Below are 17,743 nucleotides of genomic sequence, written 5' to 3' on the forward strand. Positions count from 1 at the left end.
TCGAACCGTGTTTCCTCTGTGACCTACGTCTACCACCGTTACAGAAACGTACTAGAGCGCTGTGAGTGCTCTCCGTGACAATTGAGGAGCCACATGTCCGCTCGCCTCCCCGCGGTGCTCGTCACCGCCGCCGCCCTTGCCGCCGGTGTCGGCGCCACCCCCGCCCACGCCGACCCGGCGGCTCCCGGCGCCCCTGGCAATCCGGTGGACCGCTCGTTTCTGACCGCGCTGAACAACGCGGGCGTCGGCTACGCGGACCCGGACGCGGCCGTGCGCCTGGGGCAGGACGTGTGCCCGATGCTGGTCGAACCGGGGAAGAACTTCGCGTCGGTCGTGACGAAGCTGCGCGGGGACCGCAGCGTCGTCTCCCCTGACGTCGCGGCATTCTTCGCCGGGATCGCGATCTCCATGTACTGCCCCCAGATGATCTCCGGAATCGGCGACGGGACCCTGTTGCGCATGCTGGCGGTTCCCGGCCTGGGCGCATTGGGCCGGTAGGTCGGCCGGTGTCCCCGCCAGCCGATAGGTTGGACGGGTGGCACTTCCCAACCTCACCCGTGATCAGGCCATCGAGCGCGCAGCTCTGGTCACCGTCGACACCTATCGCATCGTCCTCGATCTGACCGACGGCCAAGGAAAGCCGAGCGAACGCACCTTCCGGTCGACCACGACCGTGGAGTTCGACGCACTCGCAGGCGGCGAGACCGTGCTCGACCTCGCGGCCGACAAGATCCACAGCGCGACGCTGAACGGCAAGCCGATCGACGTGTCGGCGTACGACGAATCCACGGGCATCCCGCTCGTCGGACTCGCCGAGCACAACGTGGTCGTCGTCGACGCAGACTGCCTGTACTCCAACACCGGCGAGGGCCTGCACCGGTTCGTCGACCCGGTCGACGACGAGGTGTACCTGTACTCGCAGTTCGAAACCGCCGACGCCAAGCGCATGTTCGCATGCTTCGACCAGCCCGACCTCAAGGCGACGTTCGACGTCGAGGTCACCGCGCCGACGCACTGGGAGGTGGTCTCCAACGGCGCGACCACCTCGGCCGAGGTCACCGGCGGGGCGACCGTCCACACGTTCGCCACCACGCCGCGCATGAGCACCTACCTGGTGGCGTTGATCGCCGGGCCGTACGCGGTGTGGCGCGACGAGTACACCGACGAGCACGGCACCATCCCGCTTGGCCTGTTCTGCCGCAAGTCGCTGGCCGAACACATGGACGCCGAGCGGCTTTTCACAGAGACCAAGCAGGGCTTCGGCTTCTACCACGCGAACTTCGGCGTGCCGTACGCGTTCGGCAAGTACGACCAGCTGTTCGTGCCCGAGTTCAACGCGGGCGCCATGGAGAACGCAGGCGCAGTGACGTTCCTGGAGGACTACGTCTTCCGCAGCAAGGTCACCCGGGCGTCGTATGAGCGCCGCGCCGAGACCGTGCTGCACGAGATGGCGCACATGTGGTTCGGCGACCTCGTCACCATGCGGTGGTGGGACGACCTGTGGCTCAACGAGTCCTTCGCGACGTTCGCGTCGGTGCTGTGCCAGGCCGAGGCCACCGAGTACAAGCAGGCCTGGACCACGTTCGCCAACGTCGAGAAGTCCTGGGCCTACCGCCAGGACCAGCTGCCGTCGACGCATCCGGTCGCCGCCGACATCCCGGACCTGCACGCCGTTGAGGTCAACTTCGACGGCATCACCTACGCCAAGGGCGCGAGCGTGCTCAAGCAGCTGGTCGCCTACGTCGGCAAGGAGGAGTTCCTCTCCGGGCTGCGGGACTACTTCCGCGACCACGCGTTCGCCAACGCGACCTTCGGGGATCTGCTCGGCGCGCTGGAGAAGGCCTCGGGCCGCGACCTGTCCGGCTGGGGCCAACAGTGGCTCAAGACAACGGGTCTGAACAAGCTGCGCGCCGACTTCGACGTGGACTCCTCGGGCGCGTTCACCCGGTTCACCGTCGCGCAGTCCGGCGCGGCACCCGGGGCCGGTGAAACCCGCGTGCACCGGCTGGCCGTCGGCATCTACGACGACGTGGACGGCAAGCTTCAGCGGGTGCGCCGCGAGGAACTCGACGTCGAAGGCCCGCGCACCGAAGTCCCTGAGCTGGTGGGGGTTTCGCGTGGCCAGCTGATCCTGGTCAACGACGACGACCTCACCTACTGCTCGCTGCGGCTCGACCCGGACTCGCTGTCGACGGTGGTCAACCGCATCGCCGACATCGCCGACCCGCTCCCGCGCACGCTCGCCTGGTCGGCCGCATGGGAGATGACGCGCGACGCCGAGATGAAGGCCCGCGACTTCGTCGCGCTGGTGTCGTCCGGTGTGCACGCCGAGACCGAAGTCGGCGTTCTGCAGCGCCTGTTGATGCAGGCGCAGACCGCGCTGGGCTCCTACGCCGACCCGGAGTGGGCGACCACCGAGGGCTGGCCCGGGTTCGCCGACCGTCTGCTGGAACTCGCCCGCGCCGCCGAGGCCGGATCGGACCACCAGCTCGCCTACGTCAATGCGCTGACCACCTCGGTGCTGTCCGCGCGCCACACCACGCTGCTGGCCGACCTGCTCGACAAGGATCCCGGATCGCTGGGGCTCGAAGGCCTGGTGGTCGACACCGATCTGCGCTGGCGCATCGTCATCGCGCTGGCCCGCTCGGGCGAGATCGACGCCGACGGCCCCGAGACGCCGTTCATCGACGCCGAGGCCCAGCGCGATCCCACGGCCGCAGGCAAGCGGCAGGCCGCCGCGGCCTCGGCCGCGCGCCCTCAGGACGTGGTGAAGGCCAACGCCTGGCAGCAGGTGGTCGAGGACGACACGCTGGCCAACATCATGACCCGCGCGATCGTCGGCGGCATCGTGCAGCCCGGTCAGGCCGAACTGCTCACGCCGTTCACCACGCAGTACTTCGCGGCCATCTCGGGCGTGTGGGCGCGCCGGTCCAGCGAGGTCGCCCAGACCGTGGTGATCGGGCTGTACCCGTCGTGGGACATCAGCCAGAACGGGCTCGACGCGGCCGATGCGTTCCTGTCCGACCCCGAGGTGCCGCCTGCCCTGCGCCGCCTGGTGCTCGAAGGCCGCGCGGGCGTCGAGCGGGCACTGCGTGCCCGCGCGTTCGACGTGAGCTAGCACCCCGCACCGCGACCGTGCGTGGTTGCTGCTCGACACGCCGGAAAACAGCAGCATTCCGCGCACGCTCGCGGGCCATACCCTTGGCCGGTGGCCGTCAGTCGTACCCGTTCAGCACGGTATGCCCGCAGGCGTAAGCGCAGGCTCGACGCTGTCGTCAACGACCTCACCCCCGCACAGTGGGAGGCGATCAAGCAGGCGTGGGGCGGCTGCGCCTACTGCGGGGCCACCGGCGGCCCGTTCCAGAAGGACTGCGTCATGGCGATCTCGCGGGGCGGGCGCTACACCGTCGACAACGTCGTGCCCGCATGCGGATCGTGCAACGCAAGCAAGTGCAACGACGAGGTGACCGGCTGGCTGCGTCGTAAACGCCTCGACGAGCGGCGGTTCCTCACGCGCTACGTCGAGATCCGCGCCCGACTGACCGCGCAGTTCGCGTAGCGCCCCCACAAACGCCGCGAGCGACCGTGCTCACGCACGGTCGCTCGCGATCGAAAAAGGTTCAGGCAGGCGAAACGCCGGCCGACATGACACGCACGGCACTGATCAGGCCGTCGATGAGGTTGCCCTCCTTGAACGACGCCGCGGCAGCCGAGACGCCCAGCGGGGCGGCGGATTCGATGCCGCGGCCCTTGACGTCGGCGCCGTAGACCACCTCGATGGCGCGCTGATCCGGCGACACCGCCAGCAGGACCGCGTTCTCGGGGGTCGGCACGTTGGCCAGGATCTCGCGGGCCGTGGCCGCGGTGTCGGCGCCGAGCGGGCCGATGTACACGGCGAAACGGGCCTTGGCCGCACGCGAGCCGTACTTGAGCGCGTCGTCGAGCACCACGAGGTCCATGGTGGGGAACGGGTAGTGCACCGACAGCTCACCGGGCTCGGTGACGGCCGAGATGCGGCCGCTCGAGGTCAGGGCAGAGCCGTACGGCAGATCCAGTTCGGCGTTCGCGACGGTCGCGATGTCACCACTTGCCACTTGCGCCGCCTCCAATCACCACGCCGTGCGAATCGTGTCCGTGACCGCCGTGCCCGTGCTCACGCGGTTCCTCGGCCGCCCACAAGATCGGCGCGTGCGTCCACGGGTCTGACATCTTGTAGGTGTCCGGATGCGGTCCCTTGCGAGTCAGGAAGATCAGCGCGAGGACCGCGAACAACACCAGCGGGACCCCTCCGATGAGGCCATGGGTAAGTGCTGTGCTCACGAGCAAACCGTATCAGTCGCCAACTGTGCGCGCGCCGACAGTGAGGCCCGTTCAGGCCGCGCCCTCGCCCAGATACCGCACCCAGGCCGGGTCGAGCTCCTTGACCGTCGACAACAGCCGCCAGTGCTGGCCTTTCGGCGGCATCGGCACGCACCGCAGCGTCCACCCCAGCTCGGTGAGCAGCCGGTCGGCCTTGCGGTGGTTGCACGTCGCACACGCCGCGACGCAGTTCTCCCACGAGTGCTCGCCGCCGCGGCTGCGGGGCACGACGTGGTCGACGGTGTCGGCGCGGCCGCCGCAGTACGCGCAGCGGAACCGGTCGCGGTGCATCAGCGCGGCCCGCGTCATGGGGACGCGCGCCCGGTACGGCACGCGCACGTAGGTGCGCAGCCGGATCACCGACGGCACGACGATCGACCGCGACGCCGAGTGGATGACCGGGCTGGTGGGGTCGTCGTGCACGACGTCGGCCTTGCCGCACACCACCATGATCACCGCGCGACGCAGCGGCAGCGCCGTGAGCGGCTCGTATGTGGCGTTGAGCAACAGGACCCTGCGACGCCCCCACAGTGACGCGTCGGGCTCGGCGGACGCGAGCGGCTCGACGCTGTGCAGTGGGCGGTTGGGCACAAGAGGCCCCGCTGGGCCGGGTATGTGGCCGGTCCGTCGTGTATGGGCTTTTCTGCTGTGCGCCATGGAGCCTCCGGAGAGACAGTCCACCACGGATCACTGCCGATCGCACGATAATTCTTCGGGTGTTCGCAGGTCAGTCCGATGAACACCAGGTGACGGGCCCGTCCTCGCCCGGCGGGCGGCCGCAGATCAGGAACAATGGGTGACGTGACGCAGGTGCAACGATCTTTCTACGACGAAGTCGGTGGCCACGACACGTTCCATGCCATCGTGTCGCGGTTCTACCAGCTGGTGCGCGAGGACGAGATCCTGCATCCGCTGTATCCGGAGGACGATTTCGAGGGCGCCGAGGAACGGTTGCGGATGTTCCTCGAGCAGTACTGGGGTGGTCCGCGCACCTACTCCGACCAGCGCGGGCACCCGCGGCTGCGGATGCGTCACGCGCCGTTCCGCATCGGTTTCCTCGAGCGCGACGCGTGGTTGCGGTGCATGCACACCGCGGTCGCCGAGATCGATTCGCAGACGCTGGACGACGCGCACCGCCGCGCGTTGCTCGACTACCTCCAGATGGCCGCGGACTCGATGGTGAACTCGGCGTTCTGATGGCGCAGTGGTGGTCGCACGCGGTCTTCTACCAGGCCTATCCCCGCTCGTTCCGTGACAGCAACGGTGACGGCGTCGGCGACCTGGACGGCGTGACCGCAGGCCTGGACCATCTGGCCGACCTCGGTGTCGACGCGCTGTGGCTCAACCCCGTGATGGTCTCGCCGATGGCCGACCACGGCTACGACGTCGCCGACCCGCGCGACGTCGACCCGCTGTTCGGCGGGCTGGACGCGCTGGACCGGTTGCTCGACGCCGCCCATGCGCGCGGCATCCGCGTGACGATGGACCTGGTGCCCAACCACACCAGCTCGGCGCATCCGTGGTTCGTCGAGGCGCTGGCCAATCCACGGCGGCGCGACCGCTACATCTTCCGCGACGGGCGCGGGCCCGACGGTGCGCAGCCGCCCAACAACTGGGTGTCGGTGTTCGGCGGGCCGGCGTGGACCCGCGTGACCGAACCCGACGGCACGCCCGGGCAGTGGTACCTGCACCTGTTCGACCCGGCTCAGCCCGATCTGAACTGGAACAACCCCGAGGTCTTCGAAGACCTGGAGAAGACGCTGCGGTTCTGGCTGGACCGCGGCGTCGACGGGTTCCGCATCGACGTCGCACACGGCATGGCCAAACCGCCCGATCTGCCCGACATGTCCGTCACCGACACCGCGCTGCTGCGCAACAGCGACGACGATCCGCGCTTCGACAACGACAGCGTCCACGACATCCACCGCTTCATCCGCCGGGTGCTCGACGACTATCCCGACACCGTCGCCGTCGGCGAGGTGTGGGTGCACGGCAACGAACGGTTCGCGCGGTACCTGCGTGCCGACGAATTGCACCTGGGCTTCAATTTCCGTCTGGTGAAGGCGGATTACGACGCCGCCGAGATCCGCGACGCCATCGACAACGCGATGACCGCGGCCGCGCTGGAGGGCGCGACGCCCACCTGGACGCTGTCCAACCACGACGTGGTCCGCGAGGTGACGCGCTACGGTGGCGGTGCGCAGGGTCTGGCGCGGGCCCGGGCCATGGCGCTGGTGATGCTGGCCCTGCCCGGCGCGGTGTTCATCTACAACGGCGAGGAACTCGGCCTGCCCAACGTCGAACTGCCCGACGCGGTGCTGCAGGACCCGGTGTGGGAACGCTCGGGTCACACCGAGCGTGGCCGCGACGGGTGCCGCGTGCCGATGCCGTGGGCGGGCACCGCGCCGGCGTTCGGGTTCTCCTCGACGCCCGACACCTGGCTGCCGATGCCCGACGAGTGGGCGGCGCTGACGGTCGAGCGGCAACTGGCCGATCCGTCGTCGACGCTGGCGTTCTACCGTCGCGCGGTCCAGTTGCGCTCCGCGCGAGGCGAATTCGACGGATCAGGCATCGAGTGGGTCGACGATCAGGTGTTCCGCCGGCCCGGCGGGCTCACGTGCGCCTTCAACACCGGGACCACTCCCCTGCCGCTGCCCGACGGCGAGATCCTGCTCACCAGCGGAGAACTCGTCGACGGCATGCTGCCGCCCGACACCGCGGCCTGGCTGGTCTAGTCAGTTCAGCACCAGGGCCGGGTCACCGCGGCGGCGGTACACCGAACCGAAACGCGCGTCGATGCGCAACCACGCGGCGTGCGCACGCACCCGGACGATCTCCTGCGCGCTGACCTCGTCACCGGTCTGCGGCAAGAAACCCATTGCGGTCAGAGCGAATACACACCGCATCGGGATACCGACGGTGACGTCGCCACCGGTCACCGACAGCACCTCGGAATCCAGCAGCGACGCGGGCGGTCCGTGGGCGCCGCTGTGTTCCCTGGCCAGCGCAAGGCCCTGCTGGGCGAGGTCGAGGACCACCCGGGCCGGTACGTCGTCGAGGTGGACGAACCCGTTCTCGGGCGGCAGCGCGCCACGCCACGCCGAATCCATCGGGAACCCGGGATCGATGTGGTCCCCGCCGCCCGAAAGAGCCGTCGCGAGCGCGTCGGCCCCTGCCGACAGGTCGTGCGGACGGACGCGCCCGGACACCGCGCGGCTCGCGAGCACATCGAAACCCGTTGCCACCCAGGCCACCACGCGTTCGTTCTGGGTCCGCTGCCGCAGCCGCACCACGGCGGCCTCGTCGAGGCGCAGCGAGCGGTCGACGAAGGTCATGAGGTCCCCGCGGTCCCGCGGATCCTCGATCCACAGGCCCCGTTCCGGGACGTTCATCGCAGATGGGATTCGAGGTACGCGCGTTGTTCGGGCGTAAGCCGTTCCAGCCGTTGCTGTTCGATGTGCACGGCCGCGAGCTGCGTCTCCCCGATCACCGAAGGCTTGGAGTCGGGCGCGGCGTTGACCGAGCGCACCTCGTAGCCGATGGTGAAGTCCACCGCGCGCACCCGCTTGCTCCACATGGTCACCTGCAACGGTGAGTCGATCAGCCGCAACTGCCCCTTGTAGGAGATGTTCACCTCGGCGATCAGCAGGCCGATGGTGTCGATCGTGGGGCCGAACGGCTCACGCAGGAACGGTATGCGCGCCTCTTCGAGGATCGTCACCATGGTGGCATGGTTGATGTGCTGGTACATGTCGATATCCGACCAGCGCACATGCACCGGCGTCGTAAAGCTCACGTTGTTTTCTCCTCAGGCGAGCGTCAGGCTCACCCAGTCGTTCCGGTCCCGCTCGTTCGCGTCATGCTGCGGATCTGACGTGCCGCAACCGACAGGGTCGCCAGATCCTGCTCACCATCTTTGTATATCTCGGTGAGCGTGCGACGAGCGCGGGTCACCCGTGAGCTGTTGGTGGTCTCCCACTCGGCGATCTTCTCCTCGCCGTTCTCGTCCGGTTCGCCGACGGCCAGCACGTCGAAGCACAGCGCGCGCAGCGAACCGTAGATGTCGTCGCGGATGGCCAATCGGGCCAGCGAGTGCCACCGGTCGTCGCGGCTGAGCCGCGACACCGCGGTGAGCAGGGCGTCGGCGCCGAGGTGGTCCATGAGCGCGAAGTACGTGTCGGCCACCTCGTCCGGTTCGCGGTCGACGATGTCGGCGATGTCGATGACGTCGAGCAGGCTGTACTGGTAGAGCCCGGTCGCGATGTGGTAGGCCAGATCCTCCGGCACGCCATGCGACGCGAAATCACCGGCCTCCTTGGAGACGATCGCCTTGTCGTCGCCACGCAGCCATTCCGACATCCGCGGGGTGAGTGCGGCCACCTTGGCGCCGAACCGGTTGATCTCGGCGCCGACCGCCAGCGGTTGCGGCCGGTAGTTCAGCAGCCAACGTCCGGCGCGGTCGACCAGGCGGCGCAGATCCAGCGTCATCCGGTCGGTCACCGACGTCGGCACCCCGGCGTCACCCGCGGCACGGATCCGGCGCCACACGTCGCCGATCCCGAAGATGGCGTTGATGGCGACGTAGCTGCGTACCGCGTCGACCGGGCCGACGCCGACGTCCTCGGTGATGCGGTAGGCGTAGCTGATGCCCGCGGTGTCGACCAGGTCGTTGACCAGCATCGTGGTGATGATCTCGCGGCGCAGTTGGTGCGAGCGGATCTCGCCGTGCAACTCCTCACGCAGCCGCGTCGGGAAGTAGTACGGCAGCCGTGAGGCGAACACCTCCTGATCGGGCAGGTCGCTGGCCAGCACGTGGTCCTTGAGCGCCAGCTTGACGTGCGCCATCAGCGTCGCGAGTTCCGGTGAGGTCAAACCGATCCCGGCGTCGGCGCGCCTGCGGATCTCCTTCTCGGACGGCAGCGCCTCGAGCTCACGGTTGAGTCCGCGGTTGTCGACGAGGTCCTTGATCATGCGCGCGTGCACCGACAGCAGGCTTGCCGCGTTGGCCCGGCTGGTGCCCATCAGGTCGTTCTGGTCGCGGTTGTCGGCCAGCACCAGTTCGCCGACCTCGTCGGTCATCGACAGCAGCAGTTCGGTGCGTTCTTCTGGAGTGACCTTGCCCGCGGTGACCGCCGAGTCGATGAGGATCTTGATGTTGACCTCGTGGTCCGAGCAGTCCACACCCGCGGAGTTGTCCAGCGCGTCGGTGTTGATGCGCCCGCCGGCCAGGTCGAACTCGATGCGTCCCAGCGCGGTCACGCCGAGGTTGCCGCCCTCGCCGATCACCTTGGCGCGCACCTGGTTTCCGCTGACGCGGATCTGGTCGTTGGCACGGTCGCCGACGTCGGCGTCGGCCTCGGTCTCGGCTTTGATGTAGGTGCCGATGCCGCCGTTCCACAGCAGGTCGACCGGCGCCTTGAGGATCGCCTTGATCAGCGCGGGCGGGGTCAGCTCCTCGACATCGGCATCCAGGCCCAGCGCGGTGCGCACCTGCGGGCTGATCGGGATCGACTTCTGCTGGCGGCTGTACACGCCGCCGCCCTCGCTGATCAGCGACTTGTCGTAGTCCGCCCAACTCGACCGGGGCAGGTCGAACAGCCGCTTGCGCTCGTCCCACGACCGGCCCGCATCCGGGTTCGGGTCGAGGAAGATGTCGCGGTGGTCGAACGCCGCGACCAGCCGGATGTGCTTGGACAGCAGCATGCCGTTGCCGAACACGTCGCCGCTCATGTCGCCGATGCCGACGACGGTGAAGTCCTGGGTCTGGGTGTCGACGCCCATCTCACGGAAGTGCCGTTTGACCGACTCCCATGCGCCCTTGGCGGTGATGCCCATGGCCTTGTGGTCGTATCCGATCGAACCGCCCGAGGCGAACGCGTCGCCCAGCCAGAACCCGTAGGACTTGGCGACCTCGTTGGCGATGTCGGAGAACGTCGCGGTGCCCTTGTCGGCCGCGACCACCAGGTAGGCGTCCTCACCGTCGCGGCGCACCACCTCGGGCGGTGTGACGACGGCGCCGGTGGCCTTGTCGACGTTGTCGGTGACGTCGAGCAGGCCGGAGATGAACAGGCGGTAGCACTCGACGCCCTCGGCGCGGGTGGCCTCCCGGTCGGCCGCGGCGTCGCCGGTCAGCGTGGGTGGCCGCTTGACGACGAATCCGCCCTTGGCGCCGACGGGCACGATGACGGCGTTCTTGACGGCCTGCGCCTTGACCAGGCCGAGGATCTCGGTGCGGAAGTCCTCACGGCGATCCGACCACCGAAGCCCACCGCGCGCGACGAAACCGAAACGCAGGTGCACACCCTCGACGCGTGGCGAGTACACGAAGATCTCGAACTTCGGCCGCGGCAGCGGGAGTTCCTTGATCACAAGAGGATTGAGCTTGAACGCGAGCACGTTGCGCGCACGCGCCGAATCGGGCCGCGCCACGAAGTAATTGGTGCGCAGCGTGGCCTCGATGAGGTTGGCGAACGCGCGCAGTACGCGGTCGGTGTCCAGGCTCACCAGCGCGTCGATATCGGCCGCGACGGTCGCCGCCGCACCCTGCGCGTCGCGCCGGCCATCGGTGTCCTGTGACGGGTCGAACAGCGCCTCGAACAGGTCGATGAGCGAGCGCGTGGTGTGCGGGTTCTCGTTGAGCACCGACTCGATGTGCGACTGGCTGTACGGGAATCCGGCCTGGCGCAGGTACTTTGCGTAGGCCCGCAGGACCACCACCTGCTGCCAGGTCAGGCCCGCGCGCATCACGAGTTCGTTGAACCGGTCGATCTCGACCCGGCCGTGCCAGATGGCGGTGACCGCGTCGGCGAACCGCTGCGCGGTGTCACGCTGGGCCTCGGCGTCCGGCGCGTGCGGGATGCTGGGGTGCGGCGAGATCTTGAACTGGTAGATCCACACCGGCAGACCGTCGGTGCGCCGCAACGTGAACGGCCGCTCTTCGAGCACCACGACGCCCATGGACTGCAGCATCGGCAGCAGTTCGCTCAGCGACGCCGAGTGCCCGCCGAGGTACCACGTGAGCTTCCACACCCGGTCCTCGGCGGTATCGGCGAGCACGAGCTTCACCGAATCGTCCTGCAGCGCTTCGATGAGCGAGATGTCGGCGATGGCGTCCTGCGGCGCGAAGGCCTGCTTGTAGTCCTCGGGGAACGCGTGCGCGTAGTGCTCGAGCGCCGCGGGGCTGATCGACGCCGCGGCCGCGGCGCTGATCATCCGGTCGCCCCAGTTGCGGGTGGCCTCGGTCAGCAGGTCCTGGATGCGCGACTCGTTCTCCAGCGACGTGTCCACCGAGTCCGCGGCGGTGCCATCCGGCAGCCGCACCGTGAAATGCACCACCGCCCATGGGGACTCGCTCACGCGCGCCGAGTAGTCGATGCCGGCTCCGCCGAGTTCGCGCACCAGGATGTCCTGCATCTCCAACCGCACCGCGGTGGTGTAGCGATCACGGGGCAGATACACCAGACACGAGACGAAGTGCGCGAGGTGGTCGGCGCGCAGGAACAGAAGCGTGCGGCGCCGCGAGCCCAGATCGACGACCGCAAGCGCCATCTCGAGCAGCTGCTTGGAGCTCAGCGCGAAGAGTTCGGGGCGCGGGATGGTCTGGATGATGTCGCGCAGCAGCTGTCCGGGATGGCTGGGATCGCGATGCGCCATCGCCAGCGCCTCCTCGACCCGGCGCGAGATCAGCGGGATCTCCAGCGCGTTGGCGTTCATGGCCGCGACCGTGAACAGCCCGACGAAACGGTGCTCGATCACCCGCGAGGCGCCCGGGCTCTCGCGGACGACGACGATGTACGGATAGGCCCCGTAACGCAGGTAACTCGGCATGGTCGCCTGCGCGAGCACCAGCAGGTCGTCGCTGTCGGTCAGTGGCGGCAGCACGTCGTTGCGCAGGCGCAGCACCCCGAGCCGGCTGGCCGGGTCGACCTCGGCGTTGCCGTCACCGACCACGCACTGCTGGTAACCCAGCAGCACGAAGTGGCCGTCGGCGAGCCAGCGCAGCAGCGCCGCGACCTCTTTGCGTTCGGCATTGGGGAAATGGCCTTCGAGGTCGGTGGCCAGATCGTTGGCCAGGCCGTGCAGCGCCGCGATCATCGCGCCGGAGTCCAGCCCGATCTGGCGGGCCTCGGCCAGGATGCCGGGCACCAGGCGCGTCGCCTCGGTGAGCGCCTCACCGTCGGCGGCAGCGGTGATCGGCACCAGGATCCAGCACTCGTCGGCACCGTCGCCCGGGGCGGCCTCGGCCGCCGGACGCACGTCGAGCAGTTCGCCGTCGAGACCGCGGCGCACCCGGAACACCGGGTTCATGATTGCGGTGTAGGCGATGCCGTGGCGGTGCAGCAGCACCGTGACCGAGTCGACCAGCATCGGCGCCTGGTCGGTGACGATCTGCAGCGCCGCGCCGCTGCCCGCGTCGCCGGGATACACCGCGGCCTTCGTCTCGCCGGGGGCGCGCATGCTCGCCAGACGGTAGTGCGCCGCCACGAGATCGTCGGACACCAGATCGTCGTGTGCGGCCACCGCCAGCGGGCCCGTCGACGTCACGCCCGGCGCATCCGCCTGTGGGCCGCGGTAGGTGGACAGGAAGGCCACCGAAAGCCGGCGAATCATTTCAGGCGAAGCTTCGAGCCCTCCCCGATCGCCGACCTGCCGACCCTCTCGCGTCATAACCGACCACTCCTGACTCACGCTTTCGCACACCGGCATTGGTGCACTAACGCGACACTAGTCGTCCTGGCTGTGGGCCGGTTGGAATCCGCGCCCACAGCCCGTGGACGGTCAGTCTCGTGTGAGTCGGCGGTGGGTCACGCGGTGCGGACGCGCGGCCTCGGCGCCCATGCGCTGGATCTTGTTCTCTTCGTAGGCACCGAAGTTGCCCTCGAACCAGAACCACTTGGCTTCGTTGTCGTCGTCGCCCTCCCACGCCAGGATGTGCGTGCAGGTGCGGTCCAGGAACCACCGGTCGTGGGAGATCACCACGGCGCAGCCCGGGAACTGCTGAAGCGCGTTCTCCAGCGACGACAGCGTCTCGACGTCGAGGTCGTTGGTGGGCTCGTCGAGCAGGATGAGGTTGCCGCCCTCTTTGAGCGTCAGCGCGAGGTTCAGGCGGTTGCGCTCACCGCCCGAGAGCACACCGGCAGGCTTTTGCTGGTCCGGTCCCTTGAAACCGAACGCCGACACGTACGCGCGCGACGGGATCTCGTTCTGGCCGACCTCGATGTAGTCGAGCCCGTCGGAGACCACCTGCCACACGGTCTTCTTGGGGTCGATACCGGCGCGGGTCTGGTCGACGTAGCTGAGCTTGACCGTCTCGCCGATCTTGACCGTGCCGCTGTCGGGCTGCTCGAGGCCGACGATGGTCTTGAACAGTGTGGTCTTACCGACACCGTTGGGACCGATCACGCCGACGATGCCGTTGCGGGGCAGCGTGAACGACAGGTCCTTGATCAAGGTGCGGCCGTTGAAGCCCTTGTCGAGGTGCTCGACCTCGACCACGACACTGCCCAGGCGCGGCGGCGTCGGGATCTGGATCTCCTCGAAGTCGAGCTTGCGGGTCTTCTCGGCCTCGGCGACCATCTCCTCGTAGCGGTCCAGGCGGGCCTTGTTCTTGGCCTGGCGGGCCTTGGCGCCCGAGCGCACCCATGCCAGCTCTTCCTTCAGCCGCTTCTGCAGCTTCTGGTCCTTCTTGCCCTGGACCTCGAGACGTTCGGCCTTCTTCTCCAGGTAGGTCGAGTAGTTGCCCTCGTACGGGTAGGCCCGGCCACGGTCGAGCTCCAGGATCCACTCGGCCACGTTGTCCAGGAAGTACCGGTCGTGGGTGACCGCGAGGATGGCACCCGGGTAGGAGGCCAGGTGCTGTTCGAGCCACAGCACGCTCTCGGCGTCGAGGTGGTTGGTGGGCTCGTCGAGCAGCAGCAGGTCCGGCTTGGACAGCAGCAGCTTGCACAGCGCGACGCGGCGGCGCTCACCGCCGGACAGGTGCGTCACGGGCTCATCGGGCGGCGGGCAGCGCAGGGCGTCCATGGCCTGTTCCAGCTGGGAGTCGATGTCCCACGCGTCGGCGGCGTCCAGTTCCTCCTGGAGCTTGCCCATCTCTTCCATGAGCTCGTCGGAGTAATCGGTCGCCATGAGCTCGGCGACCTCGTTGTACCGGTTGAGCTTGCCCTTGATCGCGACGCCGTCCTCGACGTTCTCGCGGACGGTCTTGGTCTCGTCGAGCTGGGGCTCCTGCATGAGGATGCCGACCGTCGCGTCGGGCGCCAGGAACGCGTCGCCGTTGTTGGGCTGGTCGAGGCCAGCCATGATCCGCAAGACGCTCGACTTGCCAGCGCCGTTGGGGCCGACGACACCGATCTTCGCGCCAGGGAGGAAGTTCAGGGTGACGTCGTCAAGGATCACCTTGTCGCCGTGCGCCTTGCGGACCTTCCGCATCGTGTAGATGAATTCGGCCATGCCGTGATGTGCCTTTCTGAAGCTGTTCGAGTCGTCTCGGTGCGCTCGCGCGGTGAACGCGGCAAGCGCCACTTGCTCGCCGACCATCCTAGGCGTGGCCGAATACGGCTACGCCGTCAGTGGCAGCCCGTCGCCGGCGAGGTCGGCGACGTCGTCGTCCGCGAGGTCGTCCGGCTCGTCGTCGGCATCCCGGCGGTCGACGTCATCATCGGGAACGCGCTCGGGATCGCCTCCGGCGTCGGCTCGCGGCCCTTGGGACGGCTGCACCTTTTCCACCCGCGCGATGCACCGGGACAGGTCCGGGCCCACCGCGGTGGCCCTGACCTCGACCGACGAGCGGCGCACGCCTTCGCGGTCCTCGTACTCATTGGTGTAGAGGTGACCGACTACGACCACGGAGTCACCCTTGCCGAGTGACGCGCTGACGCCGCGGGCGAGGTTCCCCCAGCAGTTCACCGTGACGTACAACGAGTTGCCGGGCTCCCAGGTGCCCTCGGGGCTGCGCCGCCGCGAATTGCTGGCCACCCGGAACTTGTAGAGCTCCTGGTCGCCGAAGCGCAGCCGCACCGGATTGGTGATGATGTTGCCGACCACAGTGAACGGTGTCTCGAACATGTTCATTCCCTTTCGCTTTTCATCCATGCGAACCGGTGAGATCCGGCCGCCTGTGACCCATTCATCGCGCACGGGCCGACACGGGCCGTGCGCAGGGCCGATGAAGCGACAGGGTTGTGGATGAAATGCGATCTGGGGATAACTGCCGGGCCCACGGCGCGGCAGGCGCCTGCGACGCGTCGAGGCTGTAGTTGCCGTGCTGTGCACTCGCACTTCTGCTCGGTAACTACAGCCTCGAAGGGTCCATGCCCGTGAGGGCCCGGCTACTGGGGCGGGTTGTCCCGACGGGCCAGGTGGGCCAGCATCCGGTTGTAGGCGGCCAGGTCGGCGTCGTCGTCGCGGTCGGCCGCGCGGTCGAGGCGTTTGGCCGTGCGGTCGTCGCTGCGCCGCCACTGGATGAGCAGCGCGAGCATCACGATCACCAGCGGAACCTCACCGGCCGCCCACGCCACCCCGCCGCCCAGCTTCTGATCACCGAGCAGATCGGTGTGCCAGCTCAGCTGCAGCGATCGGTAGAAAGGCTCGCCCAGCACGGTCTTCATGCCCATCATCACCACACCGAAGAACGCGTGCAGCGGCAGCGACGCGAAGACCATGCCGATCTTGCCGAGGTGCGGGATGGGACGCGGTGTCGGGTCGATGCCGATGACGACCCAGTAGAACAGGTAGCCCGACAGCAGGAAGTGCACGTTCATCATCACGTGCGCGGCGTGGTTGCTCACCGCGGCGTCGAAGATGCCGCCGAAATACAGGCCGTAGAACCCGACCACGAACATCACCGTCGCGATCACCGGGTTGGTGAAGAACTGCGAGATCTTGGAGTGCAGCGCGGCCAGCAGCCATTCGCGCGGTCCCGGCGGCTGCCCGCGGCCCGCGGCGGGCAGGGCCCGCAGCGCCATGGTCACCGGAGCGCCGAGCACCAGCAGGATCGGCACCAGCATGGACAGCAGCATGTGGGCGATCATGTGCATGCTGAACATCGCGGGCATGTACCGCCCGAGGCCCGACGACGTGGTGAACAGCAGCGTTGCGCAGCCCAGCAGCCACGCGACGGTGCGGCCGACCGGCCAGGCGTCACCACGATGACGCAGCCGGTACAGCGCCGCGAGGTAGACCAGGGCGCCGACGATCGCGGCCGTGCCGAACAACAGGTCGAACCGCCAGTCGAACAGCACACGGGCGACCGTGGGCGGACCGGCGAAGTCGTAGCCGATCGCCACCTCGGCGGCCGACGGGATGCGCTTGATCGGCGGCGGCGGGGTGCGCCCCAGCCCGACCGCGATGCCGAACGTCACGCCGAAGATCGCGCCCTCGGTGAGCGCGAGCCGGATCAGCGGGCCGCGCGCCGTGGGATCGGCCTGCAGTGCCGACACCGCGCTGCGCCGCTGCAGGAAGCCCAGCGCCCCCAGCACGACGAGCGCGACGATCTTGCCGACGATCAGCCAGCCGTAGGACGTGCGGAACAGGTCGGCGGGTGACATCCGCACCAGCGCGTTGATCACGCCGCTGACACCCATCGCGATGAAGCACCACAGCGCCAGCGCCGAGAAACGCCGCGCGGCCAGCGCAGTGGCCGCGCCCTCACCCGCTCTGCCGCGCATCGCGTGGGCCAGCAGCGCCAGCAGCCCACCGGCCCACACCGCACCTGCGACGAGGTGGATGAACAGGCTGTTGGTGGCCAGATCGTGCGCGCCGCCCGACGACGAGTGCCCGGTGAGCGCCAGCGGCACCAGCGTGACCAGCGAACCCGCGAACAGCACCGGCGTCCATCCCCAGCGCAGCACGGGCAGGCTCGCGATGGTCACCGCTGCGGCGAGGATCGCCGTCCACCGCCACGCCCCGGCGATGTCGACCAGGCTGGTGGCCGACCACACGTCGACCGGGCTCAGGTGCTCAAGGACCGGTTGGCCCGACACGTCGGAGATGGTCAGCGGCACCAGCATGGCCGCGCACACGGTCCACACGGCCGACGCCGCCGAGCCGAGGCGCAGCGCGCGGTAGCCCGCCACGTCGAGGACACCGTTTTCCTGCGGCGCCACCAGGAACGCCGCGAACAGGAACGAGCCGACCGCGATGACGGCCGCGATCTCACCGGCCGCGCGCACGAACGGCAGGCCGTAGGTGGTGACGGGACCGGGGTTGGGCAGGCCCGTCGCGGTCAGCGCGTCGGCCAGCGCGAGCGCCCCGATCCCGGCTGCGACCGCGCCCGCGAGGAGTCCGACACCGACCAGTACGGGCCAGACCGCACGCACGTCAGAGGCCACGCGGCCGACAGAAGTCATGCTTCCAGCGTATGGCGTGTCTCAGGCCACAGCGG

General features: G+C 68.7%; 14 protein-coding genes. 5 read left to right on the forward strand and 9 right to left on the reverse strand.

Annotated features, from left to right (window positions below; translation table 11 throughout):
- Positions 1-93: 93 nt before the first annotated feature.
- The 3 genes from AT701_RS22925 to AT701_RS22935 all read left to right on the forward strand — a co-directional run bounded on the left by AT701_RS22925 (position 94) and on the right by AT701_RS22935 (position 3,559).
- Positions 94-498, forward strand: coding sequence for a DUF732 domain-containing protein (locus AT701_RS22925; RefSeq protein WP_011730012.1), 405 nt, complete (start codon positions 94-96; stop codon positions 496-498).
- Between the two features lie 37 nt (positions 499-535).
- A complete protein-coding gene (pepN, locus tag AT701_RS22930; protein WP_058126658.1) occupies positions 536-3,118 on the forward strand; it encodes an aminopeptidase N in 2,583 nt (860 codons plus the stop codon).
- A gap of 90 nt (positions 3,119-3,208) precedes the next feature.
- Positions 3,209-3,559, forward strand: coding sequence for an HNH endonuclease (locus AT701_RS22935; RefSeq protein WP_011730014.1), 351 nt, complete (start codon positions 3,209-3,211; stop codon positions 3,557-3,559).
- Positions 3,560-3,620: 61 nt separating this feature from the next.
- On the opposite strand, the gene AT701_RS22940 is transcribed toward AT701_RS22935, so the two are convergent.
- The 3 genes from AT701_RS22940 to AT701_RS22950 are packed head-to-tail and all read right to left on the reverse strand — an operon-like array spanning position 3,621 to position 5,016.
- Positions 3,621-4,094 carry a DUF5130 domain-containing protein gene (locus AT701_RS22940; protein WP_003896073.1) on the reverse strand — a complete coding sequence of 158 codons (474 nt, stop codon included), beginning with the start codon at positions 4,092-4,094 and terminating at the stop codon, positions 3,621-3,623.
- Positions 4,081-4,320 (reverse strand): aa3-type cytochrome oxidase subunit CtaJ, encoded by a 240-nt coding sequence (gene ctaJ / locus AT701_RS22945; RefSeq protein WP_011730015.1) that lies wholly within the window; start codon positions 4,318-4,320, stop codon positions 4,081-4,083. The genes AT701_RS22940 and ctaJ overlap by 14 nt, the downstream gene beginning before the upstream one ends.
- A gap of 51 nt (positions 4,321-4,371) precedes the next feature.
- Entirely contained in the window at positions 4,372-5,016 is a 645-nt protein-coding gene (locus tag AT701_RS22950; RefSeq protein WP_014878108.1) for an HNH endonuclease, read from the reverse strand.
- 135 nt (positions 5,017-5,151) lie between these two features.
- Here AT701_RS22950 and AT701_RS22955 point away from each other — a divergent pair, with 135 nt between their 5' ends.
- Both AT701_RS22955 and AT701_RS22960 read left to right on the forward strand, forming a co-directional pair.
- Entirely contained in the window at positions 5,152-5,556 is a 405-nt protein-coding gene (locus AT701_RS22955) for a globin (RefSeq protein WP_029104424.1), read from the forward strand.
- The gene (locus AT701_RS22960) at positions 5,556-7,094 is read left to right on the forward strand and encodes a glycoside hydrolase family 13 protein (protein ID WP_058126659.1); all 1,539 of its coding nucleotides are present in this window, start codon (positions 5,556-5,558) and stop codon (positions 7,092-7,094) included. The genes AT701_RS22955 and AT701_RS22960 overlap by 1 nt, the downstream gene beginning before the upstream one ends.
- Here the strand turns inward: AT701_RS22960 and AT701_RS22965 are convergent, their stop codons facing one another.
- The 6 genes from AT701_RS22965 to AT701_RS22990 all read right to left on the reverse strand — a co-directional run bounded on the left by AT701_RS22965 (position 7,095) and on the right by AT701_RS22990 (position 17,708).
- Positions 7,095-7,751 (reverse strand): DUF8185 domain-containing protein, encoded by a 657-nt coding sequence (locus AT701_RS22965; protein WP_011730018.1) that lies wholly within the window; start codon positions 7,749-7,751, stop codon positions 7,095-7,097.
- A complete protein-coding gene (locus AT701_RS22970; protein ID WP_003896079.1) occupies positions 7,748-8,155 on the reverse strand; it encodes an acyl-CoA thioesterase in 408 nt (135 codons plus the stop codon). The genes AT701_RS22965 and AT701_RS22970 overlap by 4 nt, the downstream gene beginning before the upstream one ends.
- A 29-nt stretch (positions 8,156-8,184) precedes the next feature.
- Positions 8,185-13,026 carry an NAD-glutamate dehydrogenase gene (locus AT701_RS22975; RefSeq protein ID WP_413232162.1) on the reverse strand — a complete coding sequence of 1,614 codons (4,842 nt, stop codon included), beginning with the start codon at positions 13,024-13,026 and terminating at the stop codon, positions 8,185-8,187.
- Between the two features lie 111 nt (positions 13,027-13,137).
- Complete coding sequence (ettA, locus tag AT701_RS22980; protein ID WP_003896081.1) at positions 13,138-14,811, reverse strand: energy-dependent translational throttle protein EttA; 1,674 nt, start codon at positions 14,809-14,811, stop codon at positions 13,138-13,140.
- A gap of 108 nt (positions 14,812-14,919) precedes the next feature.
- Entirely contained in the window at positions 14,920-15,426 is a 507-nt protein-coding gene (locus AT701_RS22985) for a single-stranded DNA-binding protein (RefSeq protein WP_014878111.1), read from the reverse strand.
- Positions 15,427-15,689: 263 nt separating this feature from the next.
- The gene (locus AT701_RS22990) at positions 15,690-17,708 is read right to left on the reverse strand and encodes a bifunctional copper resistance protein CopD/cytochrome c oxidase assembly protein (RefSeq protein WP_014878112.1); all 2,019 of its coding nucleotides are present in this window, start codon (positions 17,706-17,708) and stop codon (positions 15,690-15,692) included.
- Positions 17,709-17,743 lie beyond the last annotated feature (35 nt).

It is taken from the genome of Mycolicibacterium smegmatis (assembly GCF_001457595.1).
GTDB lineage: Bacteria > Actinomycetota > Actinomycetes > Mycobacteriales > Mycobacteriaceae > Mycobacterium > Mycobacterium smegmatis.